Raw genomic sequence first — 21,217 nt, 5'->3', positions numbered from 1 at the left:
CTGTTCTCCTTATATTTATGAAACGGGGACACATATATTTCGCTTATACGTTTTATTTTCTCAATAAGGGGAAAAAGAGATACAAAGAGATGGAGGGATTTACATTGGATAATAAAGATAAAGAAAAGTATCTTGAGGAGCGTAATGATAAATCCAAGGCCTTCAAGAAAAATCAGGAGAAACAGCTGGAACGTGATCAAGTGGTCATGCCCATTGATGATTTACCAATTGATGAAATTAAATATGAACATCAAGAAGAACGAAATAAAAAAGAAACAAAGCACCGCTCCACCAGCGAGAAGTTTTAAACAAAAACCAGCCACTTTTTAGAGGCTGGTTTTTGTTTGCAGGATATACTGCATTCAGCGCGTTTTATACTTTTACCAATTTCGTCGGCACTTACGGACCATTTCAAAGAGTAATATATTCTTCCCATCATATATTACAAGCAGTAGACTAAAAGGGGTCCGGAAAGTGTATCTATCTTTAATTGATGTACCGGCAGCACCTTCAACCTCTCAGGTATGGTTTCTAACTAAATCTTATAACAAAGTTGATTGGAGCGGGTGTTCGGGACTCCTGCGGGAAAAGCGCCTCCAAGGGAGACCCTGCAGGTGCAAGCCGAGGAGGCTCCCCGGACCGCCCGCGGAAAGCGAGTGCCTGGAACGGAAATAAACGCCCAAATGGACAAACCACAAAAAAACTGTAGGTAAACGTGAATTCTCGACTTTGTCTCTAGGCTGAAATATATTCCATCATGATTGATGTTCTTCTTGTGATTGTGCAGATGCTTCCCCCTTTGTTGTTTGAGATTTGGGAAGACTGAGCTTTCCCTCAATTCATTCCTATTGCCAGAATTTCACCCTTCCCCGCTTTGCTTCCAAAAATAAACATTGACTGAAATAAATGATTCTTTACAATAGACTTTTAAGAATTAAAGAATATAATGGACTGGTCGACCATTATAAAGGAGAATCATATGACGAACCCTACTCAATTATTTCATCAATATTTACAAGTATCGAGATCATTAGTCAGCAAAATGAATGAACAAATTACAGCCCTTGAAATTTACCATAATCAGTGGACAATCCTGAATTACTTAAAGAACTGTGGCTATTCCACAATCCCCGATATTTGCAGTTACCTGGATGTAGACAGTGTGATCATCACACGTTCGGTCAACAGCATGGAACAGAATAATATGATTAAACAAGTTCCTGGTAAAGATGAACAGGAAAAACGAATCGAACTGACCCCCCGGGGCAAAGAGGTACATACAAAATGTCTTAAGATTGCAGAAAAAATCGAAGGAAAGGCCTTGGAAGGCATTACTGAAGAAGAACAGGAAGTATTTTTCCAGACGGTCCTTAAAATCCTCAATAATATAAGAAACTAAAATGGGTAGCTTGTATCATTTTAGAATAAGTGTGAAGCAAGGAGTTTCCTTACTTTCACACCAAGCTATATCCATGCCTTTTTTAAAAGCCGGATTCCAGCTTCGATTTCCCTTTCGGTTAAACCACCGTACCCAATCAAAATAGTCGGATCTTTCACTTTCTTTGAATGATAAATCGATGTTGGGTGGACTTTAACCCCTACACTGGCAGCCCTTTGGATGAGCTCTGCCTCACTGCTGCCGTTTTTTACGTTTAAAAGAACGTGCAATCCTGACTTTTCACCGATTATGGCTACACGATCATGGAAGCTCTCTTCCATTGCGTTCAGCAGCACCTTATTCTTTTTACGATAAATCGTTCGCATTTTATTCAGATGGCGTTCCCAATGTCCATTTTTCATAAAAAGACAGAGCGTTTCCTGAATCAGTCTGGAAACGGTCTGTTTATATCCGATTAACTTCTGCTGAAATCGGCAAGACAACTCCATGGGTAACACCATAAATCCCACCCTGATCGATGGGATGAACGACTTTGAAAACGTGCCTAGGTAGACGACCCTTCCATTTGTGTCCAACCCCTGCAACGACGGAATCGGTTTGCCTGCATGTCGGAATTCCCCGTCATAATCATCCTCAATAATATAACCTTTTTTTTCCACCGCCCAATTCAATAATTCCACCCGTCTAGTTATCGGCATGATCATACCGGAAGGAAATTGATGGGAAGGTGTGACATAGGCTACATCCGCTGTACTCTCTTTCAATGAGTCCACACTCATTCCACTTTCATCCAAAGGTATGAATTCCGTCACCGCCCCCTCCAGCCTCAGTACCTCCCTTACCCGATGAAAGCCAGGATCTTCTAACCCAAATACCCGCTCATTTCCAAGTAGTAACCGCAGAAGATGGATGAAATACTGGGTACCTGCCCCAATGATGATTTGATCAGCCCCGCAGCGAACTCCTCTTGATTGGAATAGATAGGATGAAATCTCAGCCCTAAGCCCCCATTCCCCTTGTGGATCACCGCTCATGAACATTTCCCTTTCCTGTAGATACAACGTATTATTCAAGCACTTTTTCCATACGGCATGCGGGAAAGAATCCACGTCCACCCGGCCATGATTGTAATCTATCTCATTTCTTTCATTCAGAGGGTCCATTATCCCTTCTGTTACAGGCAATGGCTCATTCAAAGCTGAAATCGGTTCTAAATCGGCTACGTAGTACCCTTTCCTTAATTGACTTTCCACATATCCTTCTGCCATCAACTGCTGATAAGCCGTATCAACTGTATTCAGGCCTATCCCTAAATGCAAGGCCAGTTTTCGTTTAGAAGGCAGTTTCATTCCGGCCTTTATTTGTCCATTCTGGATTTCCTTTATAAAGTATTTATACAATTGCACATATAAAGCTTCTTTGTTCGTTTTATCTAGGGTTAAAGTGATTTCAAACATTTGGTCCTCCTTCAAACTGGTTCCATAAATTATATCAGCATTGGTCCTTATTGCAGAACCAGAATATTTTTATAATGAAGATATCAATCAAGAGGAGGAAACTATGGAGCATTTCGAATTATACGGTAAACACGTGATACTCACCCCGATGATGGAACATCATATCAAACCGCTTTACGCCGCTTCCCTGCCATCTGAAATATGGAAATGGAGTGCAACAAAGATTTTGTCATATGAAGAGGCGATCTCCTATGTAAAGGAAGGCATTCGAGCAAGGGAACAGGAACTTCATCATCCATTTGTCGTTATCGATCGGACAGATGATTCGGTAGTTGGCAGCACGAGCTTAAGGAATATTCACTTTCATAATCAATCGCTGGAAATCGGCGCGACTTGGTATCATCCCGACAAATGGCGAACAGCCATTAACACTGAATGTAAGTACTTGTTATTGCAGCATGCTTTTGAAAAGTGGCAAATGAAACGGGTTGAATTCAGGACGGACGAATGCAACAAAAGATCACGTGCCGCAATAACCAGGCTCGGCGCCCTTGAAGAAGGGATTTTGAGGATGGAGAAAAAGCTGCAAGATGGGAGGATCAGGAATACGGTGGTCTATAGTATTCTCGAGCATGAATGGCCCAGTGTGAAAAGGAATTTGGAAGCTTTTTTAGAAAGGTGAAAATGAGAAAAAGAGTGCCATTGTTTTGCACTCTTTTCTCTTACTGCTATTTTTCATGTGAGTCTTTACGAATTTCCGATAAAGAATCCTTTTGCCTTTTCGTTGATCGAATGAATATGAAAACACCAATCGCAAATAAAAATGGCATTAGTAAAGCAAAAAGAAGATAAATCATATCACCAAAGAACAAGTTCATTACCCCCTAAGCCAATTCGACGCACACTTTTGTCTGTAAAGCTTTTCCGTCAGACTTGAATGATTCCTGCTTAGTCCAAGCTTTGTGACAAGCGAATCATATCCTGGCACTGAATCCCATTTTCATAAATGGCCTCGGAATAGTTTCTAGTAAAAAAATCCCGATCGACCCCAGTTATTCTAAAACAGCATTTTTGGTAAAGGGCAAGCTGCCCTATCCCCGAATTCCCCGTTCCGATTTCAATCATTTTATATCCCTGTTCCCTTGCATGGCCTATCGCATGCTCAATCAATTGCCTGCCGATTCCTCTTCCATGGTACTGTTCATCGACCGCGATGTTCATTATCTCTATCAGTTCCGGGCCTTTTTGCAGTAAAACACAAACGCCGATCATCCGGTTATCACCCATGGCAACAAAGCACGTTCCGCTTCCCAAATATTCCTCGACCAATTTCCTTGAAGGATCTGCCAAAAGCAATAAATGCATCGGGGGTGGCTCATCCAAGAATAATTCCCTTATCTCCATCAGCATCCAAACCCTCCTCAGTTTAATTCATCCACAAGCAGTTCAACCAATTCCGATGCAGGAAGTTCCCTGCTCAACTTATAACCCTGTCCTGCCCACAAAGCCATCAATTCAGGATTGTTCTTTTGTCCGGCTGCTTTTCGCATTTGTTTGGTCATGTGATGGACATAAGGATAGGCGACCGGTGCAACGCTATCATATTCCGTTAAAAAGTGATTCACCAACCCGCGTGCCCTCCGGCCGCTGAAGGCTCGGGTAACAGCAGTCTTAGTAAATCGGGGATTTCCCAGCGCCGCCTTATGGACCGGACTAGCCCCGCTTTCGGGACAGCGAAGGAAAGCGGTACCCAATTGCGCCGCTGTTGCTCCCGCTTCGAGCACGGCTGCGATATCCTTTCCATGCATCAGTCCGCCCGCGGCAATGATCGGTAAGTCCAGCTCAGCCCCTATCATCCGAATCAATACTAAAAGGCCGTAATCATCTTCTGTGCGGTCATCAAAACTGGCCCGGTGCCCCCCTGCTTCAAACCCCTGCACACATAGAACGTCCGCGCCTGCTCCCGCCGCCTTTTTTGCTTCCTGAAGGTTGGTTACTGTCACGGCTATAAGGGAACCGACATCTTGGAGCTCCCTTATTACATCTTCCGTTGGACATCCAAACGTAAAACTGACGACCGCGACCCCAGCCTCCTTCAATACATCTAGTTTATTACCCCAATCATCGTCATCACTATCGGCTTTTCCAATCTCAGCCCCAACGCTCTCGGCCTCTTTTTCGATCTTTTCACGATAGCCAGATAATATATTTTCATCCGCCGGCTCGTTGCCTGGCACAAATACATTCACGCCAAAAGGGCGTTCAGTCAACTGACGGGTCTGCCCTATCTCGTCCATCATCTCTTCCGCAGTCTTATAGCCAGCTGCGAGAAAGCCCAATCCTCCTGCATTGGATACAGAAGCCGCAAGCTTCGGAGTGGAAGCTCCTCCTGCCATCGGTGCCTGAATGATTGGGTATCTCATTAACTCTTTCAACATTCGATACAACTCCTCTTGATTTTTCTTCATGCCCTTATCATTTTTACGTTTTCTTGGTATAATGATTATCTGTAAGAGAAAAGTGTCTAAATGATCACCCTTTATATCTTGCAAATATAAAACATAGGTGGTAAATAAAAAATGGAAACAAAACCATATAGAGTATTACTTTATTATTTGTATGTACCTATCGAGAATCACGAAGTATTCGCAGCCGAGCATCTTGCGGCATGTAAAGCCCTTGAATTGAAAGGCCGTATCTTGGTGGCTTCAGAAGGTATCAACGGAACGGTTTCAGGTACGATCGAACAAACCGACAAATATATGGACATGATGAAAAGCGATCCCCGCTTTGCCGATATCGTGTTTAAAATAGATGAAGCTGAAGGCCATGCTTTCAAAAAAATGCATGTTCGTCCACGCAATGAACTTGTAACGCTTCGCTTGGAAGACGACATCAACCCGAACAAGACGACAGGCAAATACTTGAGCCCGAAGGAATTCTTCGAGCAAATGCAAGATGAAAACACCATCGTCCTTGATGCCAGAAATGACTATGAATTTGATTTAGGACATTTCAGGGGTGCAATCAAGCCAGAAATCACGAATTTCCGTGAACTTCCGGAATGGGTACGGGAAAATAAAGAAATGTTCGAAGGCAAAAAAATCCTAACGTATTGCACTGGCGGTATCCGCTGTGAGAAATTCTCCGGCTGGCTTGTCGAGGAAGGCTTTGAAGATGTAAGCCAGCTGCACGGCGGCATCGCAACATACGGGAAGGATCCCGAGGTCCAAGGTGAGCTATGGGATGGCCAAATGTATGTTTTCGATGAAAGGATTGCCGTACCTATCAATCAAAAGGAACATGTAATCGTCGGACGCGATATTTATTCCGGCGAACCTTGTGAACGCTATGTCAATTGCGCTAATCCTGAATGCAACAAGAAAATCCTTTGCAGCGAAGAGAATGAACACAAACATATGCGCAGCTGTACCCATGAATGCCGAGTGCATCCGCGTAATCGCTATGTAGTTGAGCATAACCTTTCTGAAGAAGAAGTGGCTGAGAGATTACAGCTAATCGAAGATTCCATTATGGCAAAATGATTTTAGCAAACCCGAATCAGTGGACATGATCCCTGTTCGGGTTTTTTTATCGATTAAACCAAATCTTATTTTTCTATATTAAACTTATGCCTTGGACTTCATTCCACTGTAAGAATTAACTTTGATCTTTAATGCCATCTGCTTTTACTGCAATATTACTTCCATTCTTACTTCTATATCACAATAGAAAAAACCTTCTTAATACGTAAAAAGAATGGTTTCCGCTTTTAGATTATAGCGGTCATCAGTCTTACCTGCATGAAAAGAGCGATTCCTCTTTAGAGGAATCGCTCTTCATTCATGTTATTTTGCATCTGCACTTACAACAATCCCGCAAGCTTGTCTATCGCCTGCATCACCAGTTTTCAAAGTATCTGCATCCGGTCCTTTTTTCCCATTGGCTTCATAGCGGTCAGGAATATTGGCAAAGTTGTCTGGGTTAGCATGAACGATTACAGCCAGCTCTTCTTTCTTCAGTTGGTCTATTGTCATGTTATCCAATGTTGCCGTATATTTTGCTGTCCCATCTTCTTTTACATATAAAGGGGGCATATCACCTGCGTGTTTAGAATGCGTTTCATCAGTTGGGTTGAAGTGTCCTCCCGCTGTAGTGAAAGGGCCATCCTTGGCATCCGGCTCACATGCTGCGTTCTCGTGCACATGGAATCCATGGTAGCCTGGCTCAAGACCTTCCAAAGCGGTCTCGATCACTACAGAATTCTCTTCAGCGGTAAAGTTCACCGTTCCAAGTGTTTTACCTTCTACATCTTTAACTTCCGCTTTCACCTGCGGATCAACCTCTGTATCTGTTCCTTGTCCCGCTGTAGTCATGTCCTCGGCATTATTATCGGCCTGATTTGAATCATCCGCTGAATTGCATCCATACAGTAAAAAGGCAGCACACATAGGCAGTATAAGCTTTTGTTTATAGTTCATGATAACTTCCCTCCACTCTCTTATATGTATCTTCCTCTTATTACTTTCCACTATTATGGAAGAATAAACAGATAGCGGCATAAATAGGAAAATAGATTACACCAATGAGAGTGAACACCTTACTAAATTCACAGACAAGGATATTACACTATAGCTTAATGGGCTCACATTTTTACAAAGTGATGACCCCGAAAGTAATGGCTGCGATCGTCATGATGATGGTTGTCCCAAACGCCCATTTAAACAGGAATTTTTGATGATCCCCAAAATCCACGCCTACAAGGCCAATCAATATGAATGTTGCAGGCACCAATGGCGATAAGGGGAACCCTGCGGTCGAATGACCTAATAATGCCGCCCTTCCGATTTCTACAGGGGCAATGCCGAAGTTCGATGCCGTTTCACTTATGATTGGCAGAATGCCAAAATAATAGGCATCAGGTGAGAAAATGAACCCCATCGGTATGCTCGTCAGCGCTACCACCAGTGGCAAATGTGCCCCGAGCCACTCCGGAATGACAGTTACGATTGAAGCAGCCATCGAGTCCATCATCTTTGTTTCCGTGAATACACCCGTAAAAATCCCAGCTGCGAAAATGAGTGTACAAATCATCACGAAACTATTGGCATGACTTAAAATCCTTTCCTGCTGTTCTTTTGGGTTCGGAAAGTTAACGAATAGTGCAATCGCAAAAGCGGAGGCAAATAAGATTTGGATCGGCAGCACTTCCATCACCAGCAATACCATCAGTAAAATCGTCAAGAACCAATTAAACCAAAAAAGCCTGGATGTTCCTTGAGGTGCGGTTTCAACAGCTGCAGCCTGTTCGCCCATACCAGGTTGGATGTTCGTCTCCAAGGAGCCGACTCCCAATCTCTCCCTTTCCTTTTTGCCAAGTACATATGCCGAAAAAAGCGTCCATAAAAGACCGCAAACCATGACCGGAATAAGAGGAATGAATAACTCCGAAACTTCAACCTGAAGGCTCGCGGCCGCCCTGACCAAAGGACCGCCCCATGGAATCATGTTCATGACGCCAGCGGCCAAACCAACGACACAGGCCAATACGAGCCTGTTCATCCCTAATTTGATATAAAGCGGCAGCATGGCCGAAACAGTGATCATGAATGTAGAAGAACCGTCTCCGTCCAAACCTACCAATATGGTTATAATGGCGGTTGCCATGACAACCTTTAGCGGATCTCCTTTTACAAAACTCAGTATTTTAGCGATCATGGGCTCGAATAAACCAACGTCAATCATTAAACCAAAATACAGAATAGCAAAAACGATCATGACTGCTGTCGGTGTCACCTTTAAAATACCCGCAACCATCATATCTCCCATTTCCGAGGCAAACCCACCAATCAGACCAAAAGCTATTGCCGTGAAGATAAAAGCGACAACCACTGATAACCGCTTCGTGATGACCAAGACCAGAAACGTTAAAATCATACAAAACCCTAAAATCGTCAACATGTTTAAAACTCCTTTAATTGGAAAAATGAATACCTTTTGTTTATTTAATTTTTCTGAAAAATCAGTATTTTCACATTATACCATTTGCCCATTCATTAAAAAACCTGTTAAACAAATTCGTTTAATAAATTAATTAATTTCTGTATACTATTATTTAGGAACCCGAAGTTTTTTTGGAGGAAAGAAGTGTTGTATGTAAAATGAACGCTCATAAAATAGCTAAACGGAACCTTTTCATCATGTGGTTCGCCAATTTCTTCATAGGCGGGAGCATGACGATGGTTCTCCCATTCATATCCTTATACATTGGTACATTCGGAGATTATTCGACTCAATATATCCAGCATTGGTCCGGATGGACTTTTGGAATCACTTTTGTGACAGCCTTTTTATTTTCCCCCATTTGGGGACGGATTGGTGACCGGTATGGCAGAAAGAAAATCTTGATTGCCTGCGCGTTTGGGATGGGCCTGTCCATCTTCCTGATGGGATTCGTCGAAAATGTTTGGCAGCTATTCGTCCTAAGGATGTTCACAGGAATATTCACCGGCTTCATTTCCATGTCCCAGGCCTTCATATCAACGCAAACACCAAAAGAAATTGCCGGACGTGTACTGGGAACCATACAAACGGGAAATATAACCGGTTCCCTTTTCGGACCATTGCTTGGCGGCGTCCTTGCAGACACACTCGGCTATTCAACCGCCTTTAAATTCACCTCCATCACCATTTTCATCTCTGGTCTTCTTGTTTTTGCAACCAAGGAGTACCGAATGGAGCGGCAGAAGGGAACGAAGTCGAGCTATACAAGCAGGGAGGTTCTCTCACATATCTTAAGGAATCCCATCCTGGTGAATGTCATGCTCATCTCCACGCTTGTCCAAGTTGCCCACTTCAGCATCCAGCCCATTCTTTCATTATACGTTGGTGAGCTGCATGGAACTTCCAATCTTGGTTTTTATTCAGGAATCGCCTTTTCTGCAGCAGGCCTGGGGAATTTATTGATGGCGCGTCACTGGGGCAAGATAGGTGATCGGCATGGACATGTGAAGATACTTGTGCTGCTTCTTTTTCTGACAGCTCTTGTCTACTTGCCCGGTGCCTTCATCAATCATTTTTGGCAGCTTGTCTTTGTACGTTTCATACTAGGCATGGCAATAGGCGGCATCATCCCTGTAAGGATTGCCTACATTCGCCAAGAAGCGCCTGTCGCAATGCAGGGGGAAGTGCTTGGGTACAATACGAGCCTGCGCTTTTTAGGCAATATCATCGGACCCGCAATGGGCGGAATGGTTGCTGGTTTCTACGGATTCTCTGCCGTCTTCATCACGACCAGCACGTTACTCCTCATAGCCGGACTTGTCCTCTATTTCGCGATGCACCGCAATCCGGAGTTGGCCAGATCACATTAATCACATTTTTGGCAAGGAAGCCTGCTTCCATCTTTAAGCAGGCTTTTCCTGTTTAATGCTCATACAGCTGTAGTGCTCGATACTTCTGGAGCTTTTTTATATGGGGAATGATCGAAGAGAAATCAAGGAAAAGAGATTTGAAGGGGTCACGTTCATGCCTATCCGTAAAGTCCACCAACCCTTATGACACACCCACAAACTGATAAGTATTTTTCCAGCACTTCATAACACATCGAACTTTATGTTAAGATTAATTCAGGCAAATTTTATGAAAGTAAAAGACGCAAAGCCACGGGCCTAAACCAACAACTTAGTTGTCACGGCAGCCGGGTTGCCAAGATTTTTCTTGAATGGATCACTTTATAATTAATTTTCTTGCCCCTTTTTAATTTGCCTAAAATTAAAACAAGGAGGGTTATATATGTTCTTTCCAACCATTTATTCAGCTACTACGGATGAGAGACACATAGTTAAAGATAAAAATACTTGTGCATGCGGCACAAGATATAATGCATTCGCAATGTTATCCAGAAGCGACCTTCGAAAGATCAGGTTCAAGCATTATAAAGAAGTAACATGTCCTTTATGTAAATCCAGTATCATTGATGAGGAATAGCCTCTTAACACAAGGACGGTTCATACTCCCAAACTTTGATAGAGCTGGCTTTTCATCCTCACCACTTCCATATATGGTAAAACGGGAAAATATCATTCCGGTAAAAAAACTCTCTTACTTCCTGCCCACATATTGACACAGTTAGAGCACGATCTTTTTTTCATTATATGAATGGTAAAGGTACGGTCACCCTATAGGGCTCGATAAGATATAAATCAAGTAAGCGTAGAATGTCATGAATCGGTTCCAATCGGTGGCGTAAAGCTAGCAGGAAAGGGATATCCATGTTTTTGATTTTTAATTATGAAATAGATCTCTACCGTTTTACTCCACTCCCCCTTAGCGGGAATTTCACAAAAGCCTATAGGGGCCCCTTACGTCAAAAATGGCCAAGCCATTAACGGAAATCCCATTCGACTGACTTTATTACAAGCTTTACCTGTATGCATTCGCCTACCTCGATATAATTGACTTCCCTCACATGATAGCTCAATCACCTTTTATACCAATTATTCTCTCTTAAAGCATTTTCCTTCGTAAGATAAGAAATGAATAGCCCTCGATTTGTCGTTTATATTATCCATATAGATAGAAAAAAGGACTCATGCTATAATTTAGTGCGTTAAAAAAGAAATGAACACACATATATAAAAGAAGGAGTGTTTCTTTGAATACATCTGCTTACAAAAAGGAATGGTTCGGCAACGTTAGAGGAGATGTTCTTTCGGGTATTGTCGTTGCCTTGGCATTGATTCCAGAGGCGATTGCCTTTTCGATCATTGCTGGCGTTGACCCAATGGTTGGTCTATATGCCTCATTCTGCATTGCCATCGTCATCTCCTTTGTCGGCGGAAGGCCGGGAATGATATCGGCTGCCACTGGCGCAATGGCACTCGTCATGGTCGACCTTGTTAAAGATCATGGCTTGAACTATTTACTTGCTGCAACCATATTGACTGGTTTGCTGCAAATTTTACTAGGGGTTTTAAAAATCGGGAAATTAATGAAGTTCATTCCGAAGCCAGTCATGACTGGTTTTGTGAATTCTTTAGCCATCTTGATTTTCACGGCACAGCTCACCCATTTCGTGGGCGAAACATGGATCATGTATGTTATGACAGCCGTTTCATTAGCTATCATTTATCTTTTTCCGCTGATCACGAAAGTCATACCTTCACCACTTGTCGCCATCATATTCATGACGATCGTTGCAGTTACCACGGGGGCTACGGTGCGGACGGTTGGGGATATGGGGCAATTGACCGAAGCGCTTCCGATGTTCATGCTTCCAGACATCCCTTTGACCTTCGAAACTTTGGCGATCATTTTCCCTTATTCCATTGCCCTTGCGTTTGTTGGACTGCTTGAATCGTTATTGACGGCTCAAATTGTCGATGAGATGACTGACACGGACAGTAATAAGAATAAGGAAGCCAAAGGCCAGGGGATTGCGAATATCGTCGCCGGATGTTTTGGCGGCATGGCAGGATGTGCGATGATCGGCCAATCCGGTATCAACATTAAATCTGGTGGAAGGGGCCGGCTATCGACATTTGTAGCGGGCGCATTCCTTATGGTATTAATCGTGGTATTGAATGATGTCCTTATCAAAATACCGATGGCTGCACTTGTCGCAGTCATGATCATGGTTTCAATCGGGACATTTGACTGGTCTTCCCTAAAGAGGCTCACTAGAGCTCCTAAGTCGGATGCAGCCGTGATGATCGTGACGGTCCTCATTGTCCTTTATACACATGACTTATCAAAAGGCGTATTTGCCGGAGTGCTTTTGAGCATGATTTTCTTCTCGGCTAAAATTTCTAAAGTGGCAGTAGAGAAAACGGCAGACATCCAGGCTAAGAAAATCACTTATCGTATCAGCGGACAAATATTTTTCGCTTCTGTCCAGGACTTTGTTTCAAAGTTCGACTTCAAGGAAAAAGCCGATGCAATCGTCATCGACTTCTCCCATTCCAAGATCTGGGATGCTTCAGCAGTCGGTGCTGTCGATACGGTTATTCTTAAATATCAGCTCTTGGGAATACCTGTCCAAGTCCAAGGACTCGATGAAGAAAGTTCGACATTGCTTGAAAAACTCGCCACCTCAGAAAGTAAAATATCTTAAAGAAGTAAAATTCTGCTGAATAGAAACTTTTCAAACCGACAAAATAGATAACATGAATCATTTCCTTTTGAAAGGAGCGAAAAGCATGACACCCGAGCAGGATTATACGGCAGCAAATCTGTCACCGGATTTATTGAATGAACTGAAAAGCTTTGAAAGCAAACTTGGCGAGGAAGCCAATAAAGAATTGATTGTCATCGCCTATGAAAAAGAAAAGGAATCTTTAAATTAAGAAAAAAGACTCAAACACCCTTAATGGATGGTTGAGTCTTTTTTTGAATGTACAAAAAAAGGCTGCCCAAGTTTTAATGAGCAACCCTTTTCCTGAATTATTTGCTGAATACGTCGGTTAAGACCGGAACGATTTGTTTTTTACGCGATACAACGCCTTCCAAGACGGCGATGTTATTGTTTAATGAAACGTCATATGCCTTTTCAACCGCATATGCCGCTTTACCAAGGGCCAAGGCAACGGAATCATTAGTCAGGATATCCGTAACGACGAATAGGAACAAGTCCAATTCCTTCACTGCGATGACCGCTTCAATCGCTGCTTCCAATTCTGCTTGCTTAGCAAGGACTTCGTTCGGATCAACGGCATTGACCTGTGCTATTTCCACTTTAGCCATTCCCATGGAGAATTCCTTGGCATCAAGAGTGATGAGCTGGGCAATCGTTTTGTCGCTTAAGTCAGCTCCCGCTTTCAACATTTCCAAGCCATATTTTTCAGCGTCGACTCCAGCAATGGCAGCGAGTTCCATTGCTGCTGCAACGTCCTGCTCCGTGCAAGTCGGCGATTTGAACAATAAAGAATCGGAAATGATGGCAGAAAGCATAAGACCTGCGATTGCTTTAGGGACTTCAATGCCGTTTTCTTTATAAATTTTATTTAAGATGGTTGCCGTACAGCCAACTGGTTCAGCACGGTAATATAATGGATCGCTTGTTTCAAAGTTAGCGATACGGTGATGGTCGATAACTTCCAACACACGGACTTGGTCAATATCTTCAGCGCTTTGCTGGCGTTCGTTATGATCGACCAGGATTACGCCATCAGCTTCCCCTGCAACTTTTTCCACAAGACGGGGAGCATCGAATTTGAATTGGTCCAATGCATATTGAGTTTCACCATTCACTTCACCCAGACGAACTGGTTCAGCGTTGATACCTAGCTGTTTTTTAAGATCTGCATAAGCGATTGCTGAACAGATTGTGTCTGTATCCGGGTTTTTATGTCCAAAAACTAATACTTTTTCCAAGATTTTATCCCCTTTTTCATAAATATTTTTCCGCGAATCCCCTCAGTGCAATAACGGAGAGCCACCTTTACTAGACACTTTATTTTAACACAAAATCCCGTAAAATCAGCGCTTGATTTATCCATTCCCCCATAAAATCTTTCATTCCCCCACCCTCTTCCATCACTTTGTCAATAGATAAGGGTTGGTTTTTTTGAAATATATTAGTTGAATTATCATCGTATATGGCTTACGATAATATAAGCAGAAATACTAGATATTGATTACATAAACAATTCCAATAACTATATATAGAATTTTTATAATCCAAGGTGCCAGTGATGGCTGAAAAGGGAATCCGGTGTAAACCCGGAACTGTCCCCGCAACTGTAAATGTGACGAAATGAGAAAACCACTGTATAGATCTCTATACGGGAAGGACTCAAAGTAGGATGATCATGAGTCAGGAGACCTGCCTTGAATTTTTCACGTTTCTTATTCTTCGGGGATTGAGATGATGAAACGATAGTATAACGGCTATTTTTTCATGCCTCTTTTATTCTATCGTTTGATCCGCTCAATTCTTTGGGCGGTTTTTTTATTTTAGCGGAAGTTAACAAGGAGGATTATTAATGACTCAAACATATAACTCTACCATAAGTGAAAATGACACAGAAGCGAAATCCATCCAGCTTGAGATGTTATCGAAGGAATTCGAAGGCCGTCTCGATATGGAAAAGTTCAAAAAGCGTTTTACAAAATGGCTTGATCGCAAAAGTGACTCAACCGAAGAACAGGCTTCAAAAAAACTGATTCAGCTCGCTCTTGAAGGCGTGGATATCGATGCCCCGGATTGGACTTTCGTTGCTGCAGCAGAACTGTTGAATACAATGTATAGGGATGCACAAGCCAATCGAGGTTATGAGGGCAAGAGTTATGGCCCATTCTATGAGCTGATCACAGAACTCTCCCAGCTATCGGAAGGTCAGCGTTATCCCATTTATAAACCAGAACTGCTATCTTCATATACAAAAGCGGAAATTGAGGAATTGGGATCGGTGATCGACCCGGAAAAAGATAAATTATTCTCTTACATAGGCATCTACTTATTGAATGACCGTTATCTGGCCCGCCCAAAAAAGGACAAGGTCTTCGAACTGCCGCAAGAACGTTTCATGATCATCGCGATGGAAATCATGCGAATGGAAAAAACGGAGCACCGCCTGCAACTGATAAAAGAAGCATACTGGGCCATGTCCAACCTTTATATGACCGTTGCGACTCCTACACTCTCCAATGCAGGTAAAACACATGGACAGTTAAGCTCCTGCTTTATCGACGCAATTGAAGATTCCATCGACGGAATTTACCTATCAAACTACGATGCGGCAAAAGTATCTAAATTCGGCGGCGGTGTTGGTCTTTACGTCGGTAAGGTTCGCTCGCTTGGTTCCGATATCCGCGGTTTCTCTGGAAATAGTTCCGGCACGACGCCCTGGATTCGACTATTCAACCAGACAGCTGTAAGTGTCGATCAATTGGGACAACGTAAAGGTGCCATCGCGATTTACTTGGATGCCTGGCATAAAGATATCATGAGCTTCCTCGATTTGAAGACTCAAAACGGGGATGACAGATTAAAAGCACATGATATTTTTACAGGTGTATGCATACCGGATTTATTCATGGAGGCTGTACGCGACAGAAAAGAATGGTATCTTTTCGATCCGCATACCGTTAAGCAAACCCTTGGATTTTCACTTGAAGATCTTTATGACGAAAAGAAAGGCGAAGGAAGCTTCAGGAATCATTATGCACTTGCTGTCGAGGCCGCAGAAAATGGCACGCTTCCAAACTATAGCTTTGAAAAAATCAATGCGATGGACATCATGAAAAGCATCATGATTTCTCAATTAGAAGAAGGCGTACCGTATATGTTCTACCGCGATGAAGTGAATCGGAAGAATCCGAATAAACATAAAGGTATGATTTATTGTTCTAACCTTTGCACGGAGATTGCCCAAAACCTAAGCCCTTCGACGATCACGGATGAATATGAAACAGAAGATGGAGACGTTGTTGTGGTTCGTAAAAGCGGCGATTTCGTTGTCTGCAACCTTTCATCCATTAACTTGCCCCGAGCGGTGGGCAGCGATGTTCTGGAAAGATTGATTCCCATTCAGATCCGTATGCTGGACAATGTCATTGATGTGAATAATCTTCCTGTCAAACAAGCATCCATCTCGAACAAACGGTACCGGGCAATTGGTTTAGGAACGTTTGGATGGCATCATTTACTTGCCACACAGAATATTTATTGGGAATCCGATGAGGCTGTTCACTATGCAGATGCTTTATACGAAAAGATCGCTTACTTAACTATCAAGGCATCCAACGAACTGGCCAAGGAAAAAGGATCTTACCCATACTTTGAAGGTTCTGATTGGCATACAGGGGACTATTTCGAACTGCGTGACTATACAGATCAAAAATGGCTGGATTTAAAAGCAGACGTGCAGGAGCACGGAACCCGTAATGGCTATTTAATGGCGATTGCCCCCAATTCATCGACAGCCAAAATCGGTAATTCCACGGATGGAATCGATCCTTTGTATGAAATTGAATTTTACGAAGAAAAGAAAAACTTCAAATTCAAGGTGACCGCACCAGGCTTGACGCCAAATACGTATGAATATTATAGAAAGACGCGATTCAATTTGGATCAACTGGAAAGCATCAGGCAAAATGCAGCCCGCCAACGCCATATTGACCAAGCAATCAGCTTTAATCTGTATGTACACAATACAATCAAAGCGAAGGTCCTTTTGGACATCCATTTAACGGCATGGGAAAGCGGGTTGAAATCAACGTATTATGTTCGTTCGACGTCTTCCGAATATGACAATGCCTGCGAAAGCTGTTCAAGTTAACGTCAATCATGACCCAGTAATCTATTCTTAAAGGAGTTTTCACGAATGACCAATCATATAAAAAAAATTCGGATGCTCGAACCGACGCATCCAACAAAGGCAACCGGTGTTTTCAAAGGAGAAGCTTCAGGCTTCCTTCTTTGGAACGATATACAGTATGAAAAATTCTATGATACCTATACACAGCTCATCAATAACTTTTGGAAGCCTTCGAGCGTGAACATGATTCAGGATAAAAAGCAGTGGGGCGAATTGGATGAAGATATCCAGGACGCTTTTCTCGATATCCTTACGATGATTGCTGGAATGGACAGTCTTCAAACGCCCACTTTAGTAGAGATCCTTCGGTACATAAAAGATCCGGCGGCAAAAGCTATCCTGGCCAACATGGCCCAGCAGGAATCGATCCATAATGAGTCTTATTCCTATATCCTTGCTTCCTTGATTCCGGTAGGCAAGCAAAAACAGCTTTTCGACCGCATCAAAGAACATCCTGAAGTGATTAAGCGTAACCAACCGATCGTTGATGCTTATCAAACGTTCGTGGACGATCCCAGCCCTCAGCATTTATTCGAGGCACTGATCCATTCAACGAACCTTGAAGGGATTTATTTCTATTTGGCTTTCGCCTTTTATTATAATCTAGGACGCCAAAATCTAATGACCGGTTCAGCTACGATGATATCCTATATTCATCGCGATGAAATGGTCCATTTCGATTTCATTGGCATGCTCGTTCAAATCTTGATGTATGAATATCCTGAGTTAAATAATGAAGAAAACACGAAGTTCATCTATACAACGATTGAAAAAGCAGTCGAACTCGAAAAGGAATGGTCTGAATATATGCTCGAAGATATCCAAACGAAAGCCGATCTCGATTTGGAAGAATTCAATGAGTACATCGAATATATCGCCAACAAACGGTTACGTATGCTAGGCCTTGAAAATTTGTATAAAGAGTATGGCGAGAACCCGATGCCATGGATCAAGACGTTCGATGATGAATCCATCGGCCTTACCAAAACCGATTTCTTCGAACAGAAGTCAAGGACATACAGTCAAGTAAATGCCAGCAATGGGTTCGATGAGCTGTAAAATCGCCATTGTCTATCATTCTGCCGGCGGCAATACAAAAGCGCTTGCCGAAGCCCTCGCTGCCCTTTTACCTGAGGCTTTCTTATATCGAATGAATGAATTCGATTTACGTACATTGCCGGATTACGATGCCTTGATCGTCGGCACCTATACATGGGGCAATGGGGAGCTTCCCGCTAAATCAGCAGCCTTTTATAAAGAACTGGAACAGTTGCCTATTGCTCGCCTGAAAACGGGAGTCTTCGGCACTGGCGAAACCAATTATAATCATTTTTGTGGGGCGGTCGATCATTTCCGGGATATGTTATTTGCGAAGAGCCAGTTATTGGTGACATTGAAGATAGAACAGATGTATCAAGAATCAGACCTGCACAGACTTCAAAAGTTCGCTTCGCTCTTCCAGAACTGACTGAAAGGGGATTGCGTTTTCGCATATCCTCTTTCAGTGTTTTTTTTAAAACTTGGCACCCTCAAGCATAGCAACGGTAAGCATGAAGTATAATGGAGAAAAAAGGAGATGATATCCAATGACTGAGAATATAACCCAGTTCCTCCCTATCCTTTTCATGCTAGTGCTTGTCGCATTCGTTATATTCATCGTGTTTTTTCTGTCAGGGCATTTTAATCGTACTAAACGGATCGAGGAAAAATTGGACAAAGCATTAATGGAAATCGCCGAAAAAAAGGAAAAATAAAAAGACTCCAAAATCGGAGTCTTTTTTTTATATGCGTTCAATTATTTTTGAACGTTAGCAGCTTGTGGTCCACGAGCGCCTTGCTCGATTTCGAAAGAAACTTCTTGGCCTTCTTCAAGCGTTTTGAAGCCTTCACCTTGGATAGCTGAGAAATGTACGAATACATCGTCTTGGCCTTCAACTTCGATGAAACCGAAACCTTTTTCTGCGTTAAACCATTTTACTTTACCTTGTACCATGATAGTTCCTCCTGTGTTTGGAAAAATCCATTTTATTACTATTTTTGGTTCTGGATAATGTTTCAAGAGGAATCCTATTACAGTAAATCCTTCTATCAAACTTTTCCGAACAAAAATAATTACTCATATTATATCATGGAAAATCCAAAAAAAACAAGATTATCGCCGTAAATCAACCGACAAATTATCCTAAAATTCTACATATTCCTCTTCTTGCTTTGTCGGAAGCCTTCGTCCAATAAGTAGCGCTCCGCCTCAACCGGACTTTCGAAACATTCCTCAAGATTCGACCCTGAATAAACATTCCAAAGCAGGTCTTCCTTTTGAAGTGTAAGCTCTTGCTTTTCAGGGCCAATCCATGCCCCTTCCAACCTAGCGAACTCGTTTTCCTCTTCTTCGATTTCAGCCGGAGGTTCAGATAGGTAATCCACGCTTCTTTGGATCAATTCTTTTAATTCCGCTTCATTATAGTCACGTATATTGATAAACCCTTTACGGTCAGTGTCTTTTTTTCTCATATGCCCTGCGTAAACGAACCCATTTCCATTGGGATGCAAGTGCTGAACGACGATCTTTTTCTCCTGGACGCTATCTGGATAATGGAAGTTCACACGTCCCAATGAAACGTCTTTTCGCTGTAATTCCGGAAAAGTTTCAATGATGCTCAATTTTTCTTCAAATGTTAACAAATTTCTTCCTCATTTCATTAGTTCATATTGTTTGTCGATTATAACACAGACTGATTAGAAACAATAATCCCCCTCTTCCATTATAATGTAATGAAAAGGAGTGATAGGATTTGATCATGAGAATTCGGGACCTGGAATCAGACTATGGCCAGCAGCTATTTAAACTGCAGAAAGAAGCCTATAAGGTGGAAGCGGAAATGATCGGTTTTGCCGATATACCTCCTCTATTGGAAACATATGAACAATTCATACATTGCCAAGAAACGTTTTTATGCTATTTAAAGGGTGACGCCTTAGCTGGTGCCATATCTTATACAAAAGAAAATGGCCAAATGCTGATTTGTCGAATGATCGTCCATCCTGATTATTTTCGGCAGGGTATTGCGGACGCATTGTTGCATGCTCTTCAATTACACGTCGACTGGGAAAAGATATCCGTTTCGACCGGTAAAATGAACCTGCCCGCACGAAACCTTTACGAAAAAAACGGATTCACCCATAAAGAGGACGTAGAAGCCGCACCTCGCTTATTCATAAGCATATACGAAAAACAGCATTCATTTTATGTATGTCACGATAAAAAGCATAATGAATGAAATGACAATGATTACGGCAACCCATAGCCAGGCCAATGTCATATTCCCGGAGTCCATGGCGATATAAATCGCGGTCGGTATGGTTTGTGTCTGTCCGGGAATGTTTCCGGCAAACATGAGTGTGGCCCCGAATTCCCCCAACGCACGCGCTGAACTTAAGATGGCACCTGTAACGATTGATTTGACCGCCAATGGGAGGGTTACAAACAGGAATAACCTCCACTCCCCGGCCCCGTCAACCCTTGCTGCATTTTCAATTTCTTCATCTATACCTTCAAAGCCCGTTTTAGCGGATTGGTACATTAGAGGAAAAGCTACCACGGTAGATGCAATGACCGCAGCCCACCACGTGAACATCAAGGGCTGGTCAAAAACCCTTTCAATGAATTGTCCCGGCAGTCCATTCTTGCCAAAAATCACGATCAATAAAAAACCAACGACGGACGGCGGCAAAACAAGCGGCAATAAAAACGCTGTTTCCAACAGGACTCTTCCCCTGAATTGCTTTTTAGCCATCATTCGCGCAAGGAAAATTCCTAAAATGAAAACAAGGATACCCGCCAGTCCCGCTACTTGTATCGATAGCCTGACTGGTGACCAAAAATCCCCTGTCATGATACTTCTCTCACATCACTATTAAATATCGGCATATGCAGGTCCTTATTCGGTTTCATTACCCAAACCGTTTCTTTTTCATTAAAGGCAGATTTCATTTCATTTTCTCCCTTTCCTTTTAAAATAACATTTAAGTTTATTTTTCTT

Annotated in this window: 22 protein-coding genes and 2 riboswitches; of the genes, 12 read left to right on the top strand and 10 right to left on the bottom strand. The window is 42.6% G+C overall.

The genetic code is table 11. The features are described from left to right. Positions 1 to 104: 104 nt before the first annotated feature. On the top strand, positions 105 to 308 hold the full coding sequence (locus ACJ9PY_RS05410) for a hypothetical protein (protein ID WP_057275739.1): 204 nt from the start codon (positions 105 to 107) through the stop codon (positions 306 to 308). A 671-nt stretch (positions 309 to 979) separates the two neighbouring features. Next, positions 980 to 1,399, top strand: a complete 420-nt coding sequence (locus ACJ9PY_RS05405; RefSeq protein ID WP_034314851.1) for a MarR family winged helix-turn-helix transcriptional regulator — start codon at positions 980 to 982, stop codon at positions 1,397 to 1,399. A gap of 65 nt (positions 1,400 to 1,464) precedes the next feature. Here ACJ9PY_RS05405 and ACJ9PY_RS05400 read toward each other — a convergent pair whose 3' ends face one another. Continuing rightward, a complete protein-coding gene (locus ACJ9PY_RS05400) occupies positions 1,465 to 2,856 on the bottom strand; it encodes a PLP-dependent aminotransferase family protein (RefSeq protein WP_145504893.1) in 1,392 nt (463 codons plus the stop codon). Between the two features lie 103 nt (positions 2,857 to 2,959). On the opposite strand from ACJ9PY_RS05400, the gene ACJ9PY_RS05395 reads away from it, so the two are divergent. Beyond that, positions 2,960 to 3,538 (top strand): GNAT family N-acetyltransferase, encoded by a 579-nt coding sequence (locus tag ACJ9PY_RS05395; RefSeq protein ID WP_411739614.1) that lies wholly within the window; start codon positions 2,960 to 2,962, stop codon positions 3,536 to 3,538. 46 nt (positions 3,539 to 3,584) lie between these two features. On the opposite strand, the gene ACJ9PY_RS05390 is transcribed toward ACJ9PY_RS05395, so the two are convergent. From ACJ9PY_RS05390 to ACJ9PY_RS05380, 3 genes are all read right to left on the bottom strand, one after another. Then, positions 3,585 to 3,728 (bottom strand): hypothetical protein, encoded by a 144-nt coding sequence (locus ACJ9PY_RS05390; protein ID WP_156500373.1) that lies wholly within the window; start codon positions 3,726 to 3,728, stop codon positions 3,585 to 3,587. A gap of 76 nt (positions 3,729 to 3,804) precedes the next feature. Beyond that, complete coding sequence (locus ACJ9PY_RS05385) at positions 3,805 to 4,260, bottom strand: GNAT family N-acetyltransferase (protein WP_411740241.1); 456 nt, start codon at positions 4,258 to 4,260, stop codon at positions 3,805 to 3,807. Positions 4,261 to 4,277: 17 nt separating this feature from the next. After that, entirely contained in the window at positions 4,278 to 5,291 is a 1,014-nt protein-coding gene (locus ACJ9PY_RS05380) for a nitronate monooxygenase (protein ID WP_403187335.1), read from the bottom strand. Between the two features lie 144 nt (positions 5,292 to 5,435). Between ACJ9PY_RS05380 and ACJ9PY_RS05375 the strand changes: the two genes are divergently transcribed. Continuing rightward, positions 5,436 to 6,401 (top strand): rhodanese-related sulfurtransferase, encoded by a 966-nt coding sequence (locus ACJ9PY_RS05375; protein WP_063577162.1) that lies wholly within the window; start codon positions 5,436 to 5,438, stop codon positions 6,399 to 6,401. A gap of 303 nt (positions 6,402 to 6,704) precedes the next feature. On the opposite strand, the gene ACJ9PY_RS05370 is transcribed toward ACJ9PY_RS05375, so the two are convergent. Together ACJ9PY_RS05370 and ACJ9PY_RS05365 are read right to left on the bottom strand one after the other, a co-directional pair. Next, a complete protein-coding gene (locus ACJ9PY_RS05370) occupies positions 6,705 to 7,337 on the bottom strand; it encodes a superoxide dismutase family protein (RefSeq protein WP_283930102.1) in 633 nt (210 codons plus the stop codon). Positions 7,338 to 7,509: 172 nt separating this feature from the next. After that, positions 7,510 to 8,817, bottom strand: a complete 1,308-nt coding sequence (locus tag ACJ9PY_RS05365) for a CitMHS family transporter (RefSeq protein ID WP_057275735.1) — start codon at positions 8,815 to 8,817, stop codon at positions 7,510 to 7,512. Positions 8,818 to 9,017: 200 nt separating this feature from the next. Between ACJ9PY_RS05365 and ACJ9PY_RS05360 the strand changes: the two genes are divergently transcribed. The 3 genes from ACJ9PY_RS05360 to ACJ9PY_RS05350 all read left to right on the top strand — a co-directional run bounded on the left by ACJ9PY_RS05360 (position 9,018) and on the right by ACJ9PY_RS05350 (position 13,202). After that, the gene (locus tag ACJ9PY_RS05360) at positions 9,018 to 10,229 is read left to right on the top strand and encodes an MFS transporter (protein WP_411739613.1); all 1,212 of its coding nucleotides are present in this window, start codon (positions 9,018 to 9,020) and stop codon (positions 10,227 to 10,229) included. A 248-nt stretch (positions 10,230 to 10,477) separates the two neighbouring features. Then, positions 10,478 to 10,568, top strand: a riboswitch (cyclic di-GMP riboswitch). Between the two features lie 944 nt (positions 10,569 to 11,512). Continuing rightward, positions 11,513 to 12,970 (top strand): SulP family inorganic anion transporter, encoded by a 1,458-nt coding sequence (locus ACJ9PY_RS05355; RefSeq protein WP_187050557.1) that lies wholly within the window; start codon positions 11,513 to 11,515, stop codon positions 12,968 to 12,970. 85 nt (positions 12,971 to 13,055) lie between these two features. Beyond that, positions 13,056 to 13,202 (top strand): hypothetical protein, encoded by a 147-nt coding sequence (locus tag ACJ9PY_RS05350; RefSeq protein ID WP_153246080.1) that lies wholly within the window; start codon positions 13,056 to 13,058, stop codon positions 13,200 to 13,202. A 97-nt stretch (positions 13,203 to 13,299) separates the two neighbouring features. Here ACJ9PY_RS05350 and ACJ9PY_RS05345 read toward each other — a convergent pair whose 3' ends face one another. After that, on the bottom strand, positions 13,300 to 14,229 hold the full coding sequence (locus ACJ9PY_RS05345) for a manganese-dependent inorganic pyrophosphatase (protein ID WP_034314865.1): 930 nt from the start codon (positions 14,227 to 14,229) through the stop codon (positions 13,300 to 13,302). A gap of 292 nt (positions 14,230 to 14,521) precedes the next feature. Beyond that, a riboswitch (cobalamin riboswitch) is annotated at positions 14,522 to 14,703 on the top strand. A 137-nt stretch (positions 14,704 to 14,840) separates the two neighbouring features. On the opposite strand from ACJ9PY_RS05345, the gene ACJ9PY_RS05340 reads away from it, so the two are divergent. From ACJ9PY_RS05340 to ACJ9PY_RS05325, 4 genes are all read left to right on the top strand, one after another. Next, positions 14,841 to 17,138 (top strand): ribonucleoside-diphosphate reductase subunit alpha, encoded by a 2,298-nt coding sequence (locus tag ACJ9PY_RS05340; RefSeq protein ID WP_411739612.1) that lies wholly within the window; start codon positions 14,841 to 14,843, stop codon positions 17,136 to 17,138. 45 nt (positions 17,139 to 17,183) lie between these two features. After that, positions 17,184 to 18,236 carry a ribonucleotide-diphosphate reductase subunit beta gene (locus ACJ9PY_RS05335; protein ID WP_034314867.1) on the top strand — a complete coding sequence of 351 codons (1,053 nt, stop codon included), beginning with the start codon at positions 17,184 to 17,186 and terminating at the stop codon, positions 18,234 to 18,236. After that, positions 18,208 to 18,645: a flavodoxin domain-containing protein gene (locus ACJ9PY_RS05330; protein ID WP_057275730.1), complete on the top strand. Its 438-nt coding sequence runs from the start codon at positions 18,208 to 18,210 to the stop codon at positions 18,643 to 18,645. The genes ACJ9PY_RS05335 and ACJ9PY_RS05330 overlap by 29 nt, the downstream gene beginning before the upstream one ends. Before the next feature lie 118 nt (positions 18,646 to 18,763). Next, positions 18,764 to 18,931, top strand: coding sequence for a hypothetical protein (locus tag ACJ9PY_RS05325; protein WP_411739611.1), 168 nt, complete (start codon positions 18,764 to 18,766; stop codon positions 18,929 to 18,931). Between the two features lie 41 nt (positions 18,932 to 18,972). Here ACJ9PY_RS05325 and ACJ9PY_RS05320 read toward each other — a convergent pair whose 3' ends face one another. Together ACJ9PY_RS05320 and ACJ9PY_RS05315 are read right to left on the bottom strand one after the other, a co-directional pair. Further along, positions 18,973 to 19,170 (bottom strand): cold-shock protein, encoded by a 198-nt coding sequence (locus tag ACJ9PY_RS05320; RefSeq protein ID WP_028393295.1) that lies wholly within the window; start codon positions 19,168 to 19,170, stop codon positions 18,973 to 18,975. Between the two features lie 197 nt (positions 19,171 to 19,367). Then, a complete protein-coding gene (locus tag ACJ9PY_RS05315) occupies positions 19,368 to 19,859 on the bottom strand; it encodes a hypothetical protein (RefSeq protein WP_034314870.1) in 492 nt (163 codons plus the stop codon). A 116-nt stretch (positions 19,860 to 19,975) separates the two neighbouring features. Between ACJ9PY_RS05315 and ACJ9PY_RS05310 the strand changes: the two genes are divergently transcribed. Further along, on the top strand, positions 19,976 to 20,455 hold the full coding sequence (locus tag ACJ9PY_RS05310; RefSeq protein ID WP_411740240.1) for a GNAT family N-acetyltransferase: 480 nt from the start codon (positions 19,976 to 19,978) through the stop codon (positions 20,453 to 20,455). Here the strand turns inward: ACJ9PY_RS05310 and modB are convergent. Then, positions 20,417 to 21,070, bottom strand: coding sequence for a molybdate ABC transporter permease subunit (gene modB / locus ACJ9PY_RS05305; protein WP_048678036.1), 654 nt, complete (start codon positions 21,068 to 21,070; stop codon positions 20,417 to 20,419). The genes ACJ9PY_RS05310 and modB overlap by 39 nt on opposite strands. Positions 21,071 to 21,217: the final 147 nt, after the last annotated feature.

The organism is Peribacillus sp. S4 (assembly GCF_046715815.1).
GTDB lineage: Bacteria > Bacillota > Bacilli > Bacillales > DSM-1321 > Peribacillus > Peribacillus frigoritolerans.
Note: the sequence above shows the minus strand (reverse complement) of the source record. Positions and strands in the feature narration are given on the sequence as shown.

Excerpts from the sequence above, each read along its gene's own strand:
- ACJ9PY_RS05395 (WP_411739614.1), top strand. The coding sequence starts at position 2,960 with ATGGAGCATTTCGAATTATACGGTAAACACGTGATACTCACCCCGATG.
- ACJ9PY_RS05335 (WP_034314867.1), top strand. The coding sequence starts at position 17,184 with ATGACCAATCATATAAAAAAAATTCGGATGCTCGAACCGACGCATCCA.
- ACJ9PY_RS05400 (WP_145504893.1), bottom strand. The coding sequence starts at position 2,856 with ATGTTTGAAATCACTTTAACCCTAGATAAAACGAACAAAGAAGCTTTA.
- ACJ9PY_RS05350 (WP_153246080.1), top strand. The coding sequence starts at position 13,056 with ATGACACCCGAGCAGGATTATACGGCAGCAAATCTGTCACCGGATTTA.
- ACJ9PY_RS05340 (WP_411739612.1), top strand. The coding sequence starts at position 14,841 with ATGACTCAAACATATAACTCTACCATAAGTGAAAATGACACAGAAGCG.
- ACJ9PY_RS05360 (WP_411739613.1), top strand. The coding sequence starts at position 9,018 with ATGAACGCTCATAAAATAGCTAAACGGAACCTTTTCATCATGTGGTTC.
- modB (WP_048678036.1), bottom strand. The coding sequence starts at position 21,070 with ATGACAGGGGATTTTTGGTCACCAGTCAGGCTATCGATACAAGTAGCG.
- ACJ9PY_RS05375 (WP_063577162.1), top strand. The coding sequence starts at position 5,436 with ATGGAAACAAAACCATATAGAGTATTACTTTATTATTTGTATGTACCT.
- ACJ9PY_RS05325 (WP_411739611.1), top strand. The coding sequence starts at position 18,764 with ATGACTGAGAATATAACCCAGTTCCTCCCTATCCTTTTCATGCTAGTG.
- ACJ9PY_RS05330 (WP_057275730.1), top strand. The coding sequence starts at position 18,208 with ATGCCAGCAATGGGTTCGATGAGCTGTAAAATCGCCATTGTCTATCAT.
- ACJ9PY_RS05365 (WP_057275735.1), bottom strand. The coding sequence starts at position 8,817 with ATGTTGACGATTTTAGGGTTTTGTATGATTTTAACGTTTCTGGTCTTG.
- ACJ9PY_RS05320 (WP_028393295.1), bottom strand. The coding sequence starts at position 19,170 with ATGGTACAAGGTAAAGTAAAATGGTTTAACGCAGAAAAAGGTTTCGGT.
- ACJ9PY_RS05405 (WP_034314851.1), top strand. The coding sequence starts at position 980 with ATGACGAACCCTACTCAATTATTTCATCAATATTTACAAGTATCGAGA.
- ACJ9PY_RS05310 (WP_411740240.1), top strand. The coding sequence starts at position 19,976 with ATGAGAATTCGGGACCTGGAATCAGACTATGGCCAGCAGCTATTTAAA.
- ACJ9PY_RS05385 (WP_411740241.1), bottom strand. The coding sequence starts at position 4,260 with ATGGAGATAAGGGAATTATTCTTGGATGAGCCACCCCCGATGCATTTA.
- ACJ9PY_RS05370 (WP_283930102.1), bottom strand. The coding sequence starts at position 7,337 with ATGAACTATAAACAAAAGCTTATACTGCCTATGTGTGCTGCCTTTTTA.